This is a genomic window from Nostoc sp. (assembly GCF_036917195.1).
In the GTDB taxonomy this organism is placed as follows: Bacteria; Cyanobacteriota; Cyanobacteriia; order Cyanobacteriales; family Nostocaceae; genus Nostoc.
The window spans coordinates 1-11,880 of the sequence record NZ_JBALDG010000064.1 but is presented as its reverse complement, the minus strand read 5'-3'; the positions used below and the strand labels follow the sequence as shown (position 1 = coordinate 11,880).

General features: G+C 42.9%; 7 protein-coding genes and 2 pseudogenes. 3 read left to right on the top strand and 6 right to left on the bottom strand.

The window, feature by feature from the left end; genetic code table 11:
- Nucleotides 1–388: 388 nt before the first annotated feature.
- Complete coding sequence (locus tag V7K40_RS19700; protein WP_334962601.1) at nt 389–1,774, bottom strand: MATE family efflux transporter; 1,386 nt, start codon at nt 1,772–1,774, stop codon at nt 389–391.
- Nucleotides 1,775–2,122: 348 nt separating this feature from the next.
- Nucleotides 2,123–4,318: a transglycosylase SLT domain-containing protein gene (locus V7K40_RS19695; RefSeq protein ID WP_334962599.1), complete on the bottom strand. Its 2,196-nt coding sequence runs from the start codon at nt 4,316–4,318 to the stop codon at nt 2,123–2,125.
- 290 nt (nt 4,319–4,608) lie between these two features.
- Here V7K40_RS19695 and V7K40_RS19690 point away from each other — a divergent pair, with 290 nt between their 5' ends.
- On the top strand, nt 4,609–4,809 hold the full coding sequence (locus V7K40_RS19690; protein ID WP_334962597.1) for a hypothetical protein: 201 nt from the start codon (nt 4,609–4,611) through the stop codon (nt 4,807–4,809).
- 95 nt (nt 4,810–4,904) lie between these two features.
- Here V7K40_RS19690 and V7K40_RS19685 read toward each other — a convergent pair whose 3' ends face one another.
- Together V7K40_RS19685 and V7K40_RS19680 are read right to left on the bottom strand one after the other, a co-directional pair.
- Nucleotides 4,905–6,299 carry a carotenoid oxygenase family protein gene (locus V7K40_RS19685; protein WP_334962595.1) on the bottom strand — a complete coding sequence of 465 codons (1,395 nt, stop codon included), beginning with the start codon at nt 6,297–6,299 and terminating at the stop codon, nt 4,905–4,907.
- Between the two features lie 357 nt (nt 6,300–6,656).
- Entirely contained in the window at nt 6,657–8,651 is a 1,995-nt protein-coding gene (locus V7K40_RS19680) for an MASE1 domain-containing protein (RefSeq protein WP_334962593.1), read from the bottom strand.
- Nucleotides 8,652–8,868: 217 nt separating this feature from the next.
- Here V7K40_RS19680 and V7K40_RS19675 point away from each other — a divergent pair.
- Both V7K40_RS19675 and V7K40_RS19670 read left to right on the top strand, forming a co-directional pair.
- A pseudogene (locus V7K40_RS19675) lies at nt 8,869–9,083 on the top strand (tyrosine-type recombinase/integrase); the annotation flags it as partial.
- Between the two features lie 36 nt (nt 9,084–9,119).
- Nucleotides 9,120–9,782 (top strand): annotated as a pseudogene (locus V7K40_RS19670) (Uma2 family endonuclease).
- Here the strand turns inward: V7K40_RS19670 and V7K40_RS19665 are convergent.
- The gene (locus V7K40_RS19665) at nt 9,764–11,041 is read right to left on the bottom strand and encodes an FAD-dependent hydroxylase (protein WP_334962591.1); all 1,278 of its coding nucleotides are present in this window, start codon (nt 11,039–11,041) and stop codon (nt 9,764–9,766) included. The pseudogene V7K40_RS19670 and the gene V7K40_RS19665 overlap by 19 nt on opposite strands.
- A gap of 228 nt (nt 11,042–11,269) precedes the next feature.
- Nucleotides 11,270–11,425, bottom strand: a complete 156-nt coding sequence (locus V7K40_RS19660; RefSeq protein ID WP_334962589.1) for a hypothetical protein — start codon at nt 11,423–11,425, stop codon at nt 11,270–11,272.
- Nucleotides 11,426–11,880 lie beyond the last annotated feature (455 nt).

The window sequence follows — 11,880 nt, the reverse complement described above, 5'->3', positions numbered from 1 at the left end:
GCGATGGTGTTCTTGGCGTCTTGGCGGTTCGATAAATTAAGCTTTTCGGTCATTTTTGCGTAAGTCCTGACCAATTTTTTATGAAGCTGCGCTAAATAAGGCTTCAAGAATAAAATCGTAAGAAGTGAGATATAGCGGTTCTCGTTTACGTGGGGTACACCCGTAGGGGCACTGCTCATACGTGTCAACTTAAGCAAAAACTCCTTTATAACCTCGTTAAGAGCCTCTGGCTGGAAATGCTCTTTCATTGCGGTGCCGCTAGTCTTGAGGCAGAGCCTCTCATTAGGCATTCCCAGTCGGAGACTCTTAACGAGATATGAAATATTAGCGCAAGCTTACTTATAGCAATCCTAAAATCCGCATGGTAAAGGTACAAAAGCTGAAGTTTTTAGGGCTGTTCAACCAGACTTATATCAGAAGTCAAAAGATAAAAACGCCAAGTTAAAAGCACTGCACCCATGAATAGCCCTAATACTAAACCTAACCATAAACCAATAGCACCCCAACCTAAAGTGAATGCCATCAAATAGCCCCCACTTAGACCAATGCCCCAGTAAGCAAACATAGTAATTAACACTGGTACTTTGGTGTCCTTCAACCCGATCAATGCACCAGCAGCAATAGTCTGAATAGAATAAAATATCTGGACTAATGCCCCCACAGCTAGGAAAGAAGTTGCCGTTTTAACTATCTCGACATTATCCAGATTACTGGTGTCCAAATACATTGCCACAATATAGTTGGGAAACAGCAAAAAAATTAGTGCCACAATGCTCACAATGGGACTAACAAGGGCAATGCAGACAAATCCTGCTCTGCTTGCACCCTTGAGATCATTTTCTCCCCTTAGCTGTCCTACTCTCATCGTGATGGCATAGGAAATACCTATGGATACCGTTTCGACAAAATTTTCTGTCTCGACGGTAATTTCATGGGCTGCTAACGTCTCTGTCCCAAACCACCCCATAAATAAAGCAATGGCAGTGAAGACTCCAATTTCTGCTCCATACTGCAACCCCAAGAACCATCCAGTTTGGAAGATATCTACAAACATATCTTTATCGAACTGATGCAGAGCGCTATCAAGCTGGTAGTCTTTAAAGTAGTCGTCGAAGCAAACCCAAGCAGCGGCGGCGATAAAATTCAGCCAAAAAATGAGTGTGCTTGCCCAACCGATACCAGCTAAACCAAGGGCTGGTAAACCAAATTTACCGAATATTAGCACGTAATTTGCAGCCGCATTCAATAATAGTCCAGCCACCGTAATTACTGTTAGGAACTGGGGGCGATTCAGAGCAGAACTAACTTCTTTTAAAATACAGAAACCGAGCGCAGCAGGAAAACCCCAAACAATAGACCGCAAATATGTTTGAGCCAATAATACATTGCTTTCTTCTTGACCAGTCAGCAGTAGGATATAGTCAAAGTGCCAAATGATAAACATCACAGGTAAGCACATCGTTACAGCTAACCAAATTCCTTGACCTGTAGCACGGCCAACTTGATCTATTTTTCCTGCACCAAAAGCATTTGCGACATTTACACCCGCGGCTGAAAGAATAGAACGACAAACGGAAGCTAGAGTAGAAAAGGTAACAGCACCTAAAGCACCCGCAGCTAAAGCTTGGCTGTTAAGTAAGCCCATCATCACCCCATCCAACAAAGGAATGCCCGCTTCTAATATTTGAGTAATTACCAGAGGAACTGCCAATTGCAGGCAGGCTTGGACTTCTAATATCAGTTCTGACTTAAATTCTTTTGAAGTTAACTCCATTGGGGCACAAAAATTAAGGAGGGTGCGAAAAAAGTAAAATTTAATAGATTAAGTTATATTAACGCCTACAGGTACGCTCAACTCAAGTTGTTGGCTGTGAAATAGGCGATCGCCCTACCTAACTATCCGTGAGTTCGACAGTTCAAATGGTATCCACTAATTAGTTGAATAAAAAGACCTTTAAGAGGTTTTACTACACAAAACCTGTCCCTCTCCGACGGGCGAGAGGGACAGGTTTAAACTTTAATTCAAGGCAGAGAGAGGTTGATAGAACTCACGTTAAATTGTATATGTGCTTTCCCTGCTCCTCTGCTCCCTGCTTGCTCATTTCTACCCGATTGGGTAAAATCACTGCGCTGGCAATTTTGGGTGTGTAGTCGAGTACTTTGCGACAATGCCAGAAATCTCAGGGTTGTAAAGTCTCAAATAATTCCAATAGTTGCCAAATACTTGACGCACATAATTTTTGGTTTCATCAAAGGGAATTTCTTCAACAAACTCATCCGGATCTTTTGTAGTTAGAGTTTGTAGCCATTTGGAGACATTGCCGGGACCAGCATTGTAACTGGCGATCGCCAGCAAGGAGTTATTGTTATATTGCTGATGGGTATGATCCAAATACCATGTACCCAGCATGATATTGTCGTTGGGATTTTCGAGGTTTATTGTTTTGACATCCAACTTAATTTGTGGGGCGATCCATTTAGCTGTTGTCGGCAACAACTGCATTAAGCCAGTAGCGTTAGCGACGGATTTGATTTTTGGCTCAAACCGCGACTCTTGACGGATGAGAGCGGTGACTAGCAGAGGATTGAGTTTACGCTCAATAGACCACTTTTCAATCTCTCGCTGATAGGGAAACGGATAACGCGCTTGCCAGTAGGTGATTTGTTTACTCAGAGTCTGATATTGGGCAAGTTCAGCTGGTGTTTCCCGGTCTTCCAATTTAGAAATTTTATCAATTCCAATGAGATTTTCTCCCTTTGCCTCCCGGATCAACCCTTCAGTAAATTGCTCTGCTACCGTTGGCTGAATTTTGTTCTGAAATTCTGTTTGCCATTGTAACCAGGCATCACGGTCTTGACCTAGCAGATATAATTCTTTTAAAGTCTCAGAACCAGCAGGCGGTAATGGACGCTCTTGTGCGATTACTTCCGGGTTCATGACGCGCACATTGTCAAAGTTGCCAACATTTAGCCCCAGCATCGTCGCTGCTCGCCATGCATAGTAAGAGTAAGGAAACTGGCTAATCACATACTCATAAGCGGTTTGAGATTCCTGCTGTTTCCCTAGTAAAGCTGCCCATTTACCTACCCAAAAGCCTGCTCTCGGAGCCAAAACACTATTGGGATTATTGGTGACAATTGGTTCTGCCCATTGCCAAGCACCGACGTAATCTCTAGTATTGGCTTTATCTTGGGCGATTTTCCAGCGATACTCTGCGGCTTCATCAGAATTTCCGTACTTGGCTATGAGTAATTGCCACGCCTGGCTAGCTGACTTTTGATCCTTAAGGGTTTGGAGAGTTTTGGCTTTTTGTACCAGTGCAGTACTAGCTTGTTTCGGAAATTTACTGATAACCTGCTCAAGATAGGGTAAGCCGTCTTTAGGAGTTTTTGCGGTTTCTGCTAACCGCAGTAGTGCAGTCCCGGTTTCCTCAGTATTTGGAAATTGCTGCACTAGTTGCTTATAGGTGGCGATCGCTTTTTCTTTATCTTTGCCTCCTACCTGTAACCCCCGTGCAGTGCGGTAGAGGTTGCGCGATGTTTTGGGTGCTTTGGCATAAGCATTCGCGGCTTTCAAAAATTGACTATTTTCCCAATAGCCTGTACCAATTAGTTCCCACTCTTCGGGTTTGAGGGTAGGCTGTTTTACTAGCTGATCTAAAACGCCTACTATGCCTGGTTGGTCATAGGCATATTTAGCCAACATTAATTGTAATTGTGGCTGATTGGGATTATCTTGCAAGCGTTTGCGGATAATTTCCCAAGTCAGAGGATTGGAAGGAAATTGAGCGATCGCGGTTTCTTGTTGCTTCGGTTGGGCAATCAGATATAGCGCTTTCACTGCGGCGGCTTCTTTGGGATACTGTTTCAGCACACTTCGCCTCAGATCCGAGGCTTTACCGTCCTCGCCCAGGATATCCTGTGCCTGAGCTTGTTTGAGCAAAATGTAGGGCGCAAGAAGGGGATAGTCTTTATCTAATCCTTCCAGTAAAACCAGCGCTTTTTTAGCTTGGGTTCTTTCAATGTAATCACTCGCTAAAAGATAACGAGCGCGATTTCGGTCTGGCGATCGCGATTGCCCAGCGATCGCTGCTAGTTTTGCCGCCCGTTCTGGCAGGGATTGTGAGATCAGTGGAAAGACGGCTGATTGGGCAATGCTACCCTCTGATGTTTGCCCTGCTTGATTCTGACTCAGTTTGAGCCATTTCCCCAGAGATTTGCCAATCTCAGGTGCTGATACCATTGCCCCAGCTAAAAAGGCAAACAGTGCTGCACCCGCAATTATCGAAATTTGCTTTTTCTGTAGTTTCTTCAGCATGAATACCCGCTGAAAAGTTCCGGTGAATTTCTTGAAACTCTAGCACTCCTAACCATCAGTGTTACCAATTTTTCATTTTAGATTTTTAATTTTATGTAGAAAAATCCTAATTTTCAATCCTACAGTTGGCAGTACTGTGTAAATAGCACATATTAGATACTATTACATCTATCTGATGAGAGAAGCACTACCCTTCGAGTGAGGCTTCAACGCTAAAAGTCTTCCAATAAATAAATGATCCAAAGTCTGTCATTGCGTAGGCAAAGCCTTCCCGTAGGGTACGCAAGGCAGTGGAGCAAAGCAATCATAAAGACTCAGAGATTGCTACCCTACGGGAACGCCAAAGGCGAACATTCCGCTTCTCTACGAGACGCTACCGCGAAGGCTCCCGCAATGACAATTGGGCATTTTTTTACTTGGATTACTCTAACGCTAACGCCAGTCGCTACAACGGTGAGCCACTGCGGTCTTCTCCCAAAGGGAGAGGCTAGCGCCAAGGGGTTTCCCCAAGTGGAGCAAGTGGCGTAGGAACCGCCAAGGGCGCGCTGGCTCACCAACTCACATCAACCACTAAGGTTAGTTTTGCTCAAGTTTGGAATTGCGCTTCATCAATCCAAGCAGCATGGAATCCATAGGGGACTCGCTGGGGAATTAGCACCTGCGCTATAGGCCCGGACGTGACATCTTGGGCATTTACTACGATTAATTCAGAAGTTTCTGAACCCTCATCATGAACTAAAGTTAGGAGCCAGCCATCATCCTCTGTTGTTGCGTGAGGACGTGGTACAAAAACGATATCTCCGCCATAACGCCCAACTCCGAATTCTAATGTTTCGGATTTACCACGATTAAAATCGTACTTGATCAGCGCATCAAACAAGAGAATTGGATTATTAGCGACTCTTGCAGTGTAGGCGTATCGTGTTTTTTTCCCTAGTAGCTGTTCATTGACACGGGGAAATTCAATGGGTACATTATCTAACATTGTTTCTTTAACAAAACCAGTCTTGAGATTGAATCGCCACTCGTATAGAGGTCTGTCAACTCCTTCTTGTTCATCAAAGCTTTGGACTGGTTCTAGAAGTCCTGAGTTCTTCATTCGACAACCGCTTAAGACTATCTCTTCTCCTTCTTCGTAAGCATTGAGAGTATGAGGTACGAAACAAGCTGAACTCTCGAACCAACGGACATCAGCATTATTTCCATGACGTGGTAAAATGCCAAAGCGACTGGGGCGATCGCTCTCGAATAATAGCAGAGGTTCTCCTCGTTGTGCCCGTTGTGGATTAAAAGTCAAGGGCAGATCCATAAAAATTGTATAGTTTTCGCTGATTGCAAAATCATGCATCATCACTCCTATTGGCAAGTCAATTGGCTCAGTCCGTAACAACTTGCCTGCTGCTGAAACCACGCCATATTGTAAGTAAGGCGGTGTAAATGGAGAGTAGCCAAAAAACATCATCTCGCCCGTAACTGGGTCTACTTTAGGATGGGCAGTAAAGGCAGAAGCTAGCTTACCATTGTAGGTGTACTCGCCAATTGTCTCTAACTCAGGCAGCTTAATAGCATAAGGCGCTCCTCCTTCCCATAATGCTAATAGTTGACCCGCGTGCCAAACGATAGCTGTATTAGCAGTATTTTTATATGGCCCATAAGGATTATCCATTTGCGGTGGTTCCATCAAACCAGACCAAATGGCCTTACCCTCTGCTTGCTCTATTTTCCATCCTTTGGTTTGAACGTAGCGATTGCAATAAATTGCTTTGCGATTGTGAATTCGCACACCATGCAACATCCCATCTCCATCAAACCAGTGATACTGACCAATTGGCTTCCACTGTGGATTAGCACCATTGCGGACAAATATCCCCGATAAATCCGGTGGTAGTTCACCTATTACTTGCAAGGTGTCAGTGGTAATTTCTTGATGGATTGGTGCAAAGTTACCATCAAGATAAGGATTGATTGCTGTTATTTCCATTTGTTTTTCTGATGAAAGCGCCTAATTCTCTAGCTTGGTGTTTGCTTTTTATTGTAGACATCACAAATTGCTAATGTCTCAGCGAATAGCAAATGGAGCCGCCGAAGTAGCAAATGCGTACGCCGAAATAGCAAATGGAGTCGCCGATATAGCAAATGCGTACGCCGAAATAGCAAATGGAGTCGCCGATATAGCAAATGCGTACGCCGAAATAGCAAATGCGTACGCCGAAATAGCAAATGCGTACGCCGAAGTAGCAAATGCGTACGCCGAAATAACAAATGCGTACGCCGAAATAACAAATGCGTACGCCGAAGTAGCAAATGGAGTCGCTTCTCGAAATTCTCTAAATTGTGCTTACGCAATCTTCTTAGCTTTTAGAGGAATCTCAATCACAAACTTTGTGCCTTGCCCCAGTGTGGAATCACACCAAAGATTACCATTATGCTTCTGGGTCACAATTTGATAGCTCATAAACAAACCCAAACCAGTGCCTTTGCCAACGGGCTTAGTGGTGAAGAAAGGATCAAATAGTTTAGAGCAAATCTCTTTTGGAATGCCTATTCCATTGTCAGAAATCATAATCATCACTTGATTTGTATCGATTTGACGAGTCTGAATCCAGATATTATTGGGGTTAGCTGAAATGTCTTGGAACGAACGCCCCTGATTAGATTCTTCTAATGCATCTATAGCATTGCCTAAAAGATTCATAAACACTTGATTAAGGGAGCCAGCATCACATTCAATCAGTGGTAACTGACTATACTCTTTAATAACCTGGATCTGGGGGCGATCGGCTGTCGATTGGAATCGATGTTGTAAAATCACCAAGGTACTATCAATTCCTTGATGAATGTCTACCGCTTTCCATCCTGCTTCATCCAAGCGCGAGAAGTTCCGCAGGGATAACACAATAGTAGAGATCCGCTCGGTACCAATTTTCATCGACTCAAGAATCTTGATAATATCTTCCTGTAAAAAGTCCAGTTCAAGTTTATCTAATTCTGCGTGCAGGGCAAGAGGTGGATTTGGATAGTGCTGTTGGTAAGCTTGCAATGCTCTCAGCAGACTTTGGATATACTCAGAAAGATAAATTAAGTTGCCATTAATGAAATTAGCCGGGTTATTGATTTCATGGGCAACCCCTGCGACCATCTGTCCCAATGCAGACATTTTTTCACTGTGAAGCATCTGTAATTGAGTCTGTTTAAGCGTTTGTAGAGTTTGGTTCAGAGTCGTATTCTTTTCATTCAATTCTTCAGTTCTCTGCTGAACTCGAACTTCCAAAGTTTCATTGGTTCTGGCTAATTCGGCAAAAGCTAAACGCAGCTTGGTTTCTGCTTGTGTTCGTTCTGCGATCGTCGCTGTTAGCATAAGAATGGTGAGTGTAATCACGCCGATAAACGATTGCAGTTGGATCAAAGATTGGTCAAGATCCTTACTCACAAAACTACCTTTGCCATTGACAGTTGCGATCACAGCGATCGCAGCCACAATAAAAGTTAACAGCATTGTACTCGGTTGCCCCAGTCGAAAGGCAGACCAGATCAACATCGGAATCAACATATACTCCAGGTGATATCCCTCACCAAAAGCAACTTTGCTGATGAGAATGACCAACCCCATCAGAATAACTGGCTCTACTAGGATTAACCAGAATTTTAAAGGGCGTGAGTTTGCTCTTGAGTGGCGAATATGAAAGAGATTTTCAGAATCCTTTGAGGTTGAACTGAGGAATAACCATTGCCAGATTGAATGTCGTTTTTTTTGAGTGAATTGCCCCCAACTAAGTAGAATCGGAGTGACGATAAAAATTCCCGAAACATTAGAAATCCACCAGGTTAACCAAACTGTCCCACACGCTGTCCAGGGAACTTTACCACTCAACGCCAAGCAAGCCACTCCAACAGTTGCATTGATGCTCGGTCCCACCATGCCGGTTAAGAGCAAAAATTTGAACACGTCGGTGACACGTTCTAAGGGATAGCGTTGGTTGGTAGTTTTCCGCAGCAGGAAGGCACCCAACATAGTCCCCAGGGTCGTTCCGATCGCAATGAAAAGAACTGGCAGCGTTGAAATCACCAGGGACAATAAACTTGTTGGATCTCGGAATGCCCAGAAGTTGGCGAGAAATGAACCTAGTAAAACACCGTACCCGATCCAGTTACCAAACAACAAAACAGCCCCAGCAGCAATTCCATCTGGGGGCCAAACTGGAGTCACATTGTTCGGTGTGGAGGCAAGATGACGTGAAATTTCAGCCATTTGATAGTAGGCGATCGCTAAAACAACGATGCCTCCGATTTGCCTTAGCCCATGAGGGAATATAGGGGATTTTTGTTGAATCATCTGTTTAGTGGCTGTTTGATATCAACGTTGCTAATCTTTACATAGAATGCCCTTTTACTTTAAGGTCGGAACATAAGGGACTTCCAAATAAAAAATAATCAATCGTTTTAGTAAGCAGAAGGAGCAGGGGGAGAAGAAATCGGATAGTCGTATTGGATTATAGGAATTGAGTAATTTAATTTTTGTCAGTCCCTAAAGCAGCCATGAAAGTAGAAGACAAAAAGCATTAAAACAAGCGTTTCATCAAGCTGGTATTCAAAAAAAGGTGGGTTGTCATACATTTCGCCACAGTTTCGCTACCAATTTACTGCAAAATGGCTATGACATCCACACAATACAGGAATTACTCAGACACAAATATGTGAAAACTACGATGATTTATACCTGGCTCTTAACCGTAGTGGAAAAGCTGTCCGCAGTCTCCTAGATTAGAGATAATATTTCTATCATCAGTAATTCTCAAAAGTCATGACTCAAGCCATACCCAAGCTAGTAAGCTTTGAGGAATTTGTCGATTGGCTACCCGAAAATCGACGAGTCCGCTACGAACTACATAAAGGAGAAATTGTTGAGATAGCGCAACCAGTAGGAGAACACGAAGAAGTTAAAGGATTTCTAGGTATCAAAATTTCTGTCGAAATCCAACGTCTAGGATTGTCCTACTTCATGCCCAACCAAGTTCTAGTTAGACCTCCTGAAAAAGATTCTGGTTACATCCCAGATGTGTTGGTGCTAAACCGTGCAAATCTGGCAAACGAAAAATTATGGAAAAAAGAATCTACCGTTAGTTTAGGTGCATCGATACCTTTGGCAATTGAGGTTGTATCAACCAACTGGCGGGACGATTACTATTTAATATATGCTGAGTATGTTCGCGTTGCGTCTCGTTGGCGCAGCCTCTCGTAGAGAAGAGAAGAGATGAGTATCCCGGAATACTGGATTGTCGATTATGCTGCCTTGGATGGACGTAATTTTATCGGTAACCCCAAACAACCGACAATCACCGTTTGTAACTTAGTTGATGGGGAATATCAGATAAGCAAGTTTCGAGATAGTGATCGCATTGTTTCCCAAACTTTTCTGGAATTGAATCTCACCCCAAACCAGATTTTTCAAGCTGCTGTGGTGTAGCGTTTATCTTTTGCCAATTCTGGAGTCCGCCCCTTCAAGCCAATCATTAACTTCAGCATAAAGACCTTTAATAAAGGTACTCGCTGCAAAAACCATAAACCCAGGCGACGAACCACCACCACAGGTAAGAAATTATTAGAAAACATCCGATCTAACAAATCGGTCAAACCTAAAATCGTCAAATTTTCCAGCTGGCGCCAGCGTTCATAACCTTTAAGAATCTGAATATCGCCAATATCTTTACCCGCTTGGTGCGCTGCTTGGATTACTTGCGCCAAAGCCGCTGCATCCCTAATCCCCAGATTTAAACCTTGTCCGCCGACAGGATGGCAATTGTGCGCCGCATCACCAATTAATGCTAGTCGCGGTAGAACATAGCGATCGCTTTGCATGAGTTGTACCTGAAATACAAAGCGATCGCCTAGTAATTCCAATTTCCCCATCTGATTACCATAGCGACGGGTGAGTTCTACCAAAAATTGCTCATCATCTAAAGCACATAAAGCTTTTGCTTCTTCGTGGGGGGCTGTCCAGACAATGCGGCAACGGTTCCCCGGTAAAGGTAAAATCGCAAAGGGCCCGCTAGACCAAAATCTTTCGTAAGCAGTGTTGTTGTGCGGTTTTTCTGGTTTAACAAATGCAACTATGCAAGACTGCCAATATTTCCAGCCCAGAGTTTTGATCCCAGCAGCTTGACGAATCGGCGATCGCGCCCCATCTGCTGCTATCAGTAATTTGCTGTTGACTGTCTGTAGCTGATCGGCAACTTTAATATCTATCGTTACTATATCCTTTTGGTACTGCGTATTTACTACTTCAGCCGGACACAGATAAGTTATATTTGGACAATTTTGGACAAACTCCTGCAAAGGTTGCAACAGTGCTTGGTGTTCCGCCACATAACCCAACTCTGGTGTACCTATATCATCTGTAAGAAATTCCACCACATTGGCTGAATCGGCATCAGAAAGACGAACTCGGCAATATTTGGCTATTTGAGGCAACATTTTGTCCCAAATTCCAATTCCTTGATAAATTAGCGCCGAAAGCATATGAACTGCATAGGCTTGCCCCTTAGCTACCGCCGCTGATGTCACTTTCGCCTCAATCAGCAAGACACTCAAGCCAGAATCTTTTAAAGCAGAGGCTAGAGTTAACCCAATAATCCCACCGCCGACAATTACCAAATCATATTCATATCCCCGCTCATTTGGCGGTGTTAGTTGAGGGGAAATTTGCTTAAGCTGCGTTAGGGCCATTGTTAAGTTAGGTTACAGCGTCTTAACTCTTATTTTGACGCGATCGCGCCCTTTAGAGCAAGCAAACATTGAAAAACCCCGCTGATGACTGAGGACAAAAGCGAGGTAACACAGCTTTACTTATTTTGCAGATAAATAAAGTATAAATTTTGTTGCAGAGCTACTACCAACTATTACTAGAAAGGGTAACTAATTATTAAATATGCTGTGTTTCACAGCAGGAGATTATTAGTTATGTTTGTAGATGTGATGTCTTCTGTGATGATATCTATGATGATACTTAACAGCAGCTGAAGCTGGTGTAGCTTGAAACATTGGTGCAGCAATGGCTATGGGAGTAGCAAGTACTAGAGCTATAACTAAACTTTTAGCAAACTTGTTCATGTGATTTCCTTGATTTCATTTCTGTAGTGAACCCATGAATTAAATATGACAAAGACACATGTCGTTTTCTTGTTATTTATATGAATTTTTTATGGAGATTTTTGCCGATATTTGCATCTATATACATCAGAAAAATTATTAGTCTACAGAGAAAAAATGAAGAAGGTTTTTAGGCAATTAGCCAGAATTAATTTTGGGACTAAATAAGAGTGATTTTATTGTTTTAAAGAAATTTATCAACTAAAAAAACCTGCTGTGATCCGCAGCAGGTCTAAATTGTATGGTACGTAGTTATAAACTAGTAGCGAATAAACTTGTTATATAACTACTACAAAATATCAAAGTTAACAGCAACTATATAGGGAGCATCTCACTTTTGCAAATATAGGTATAATTTGGGGGAAAATAGTCACAATGACAATACTCAGGCAAGTACAATTACTATGAACCCTGAA

Coding starts and splice junctions, on each gene's coding strand:
- V7K40_RS19700 (WP_334962601.1), bottom strand. CDS start 1,774: ATGGAGTTAACTTCAAAAGAATTTAAGTCAGAACTGATATTAGAAGTC.
- V7K40_RS19695 (WP_334962599.1), bottom strand. CDS start 4,318: ATGCTGAAGAAACTACAGAAAAAGCAAATTTCGATAATTGCGGGTGCA.
- V7K40_RS19685 (WP_334962595.1), bottom strand. CDS start 6,299: ATGGAAATAACAGCAATCAATCCTTATCTTGATGGTAACTTTGCACCA.
- V7K40_RS19680 (WP_334962593.1), bottom strand. CDS start 8,651: ATGATTCAACAAAAATCCCCTATATTCCCTCATGGGCTAAGGCAAATC.
- V7K40_RS19665 (WP_334962591.1), bottom strand. CDS start 11,041: ATGGCCCTAACGCAGCTTAAGCAAATTTCCCCTCAACTAACACCGCCA.
- V7K40_RS19660 (WP_334962589.1), bottom strand. CDS start 11,425: ATGAACAAGTTTGCTAAAAGTTTAGTTATAGCTCTAGTACTTGCTACT.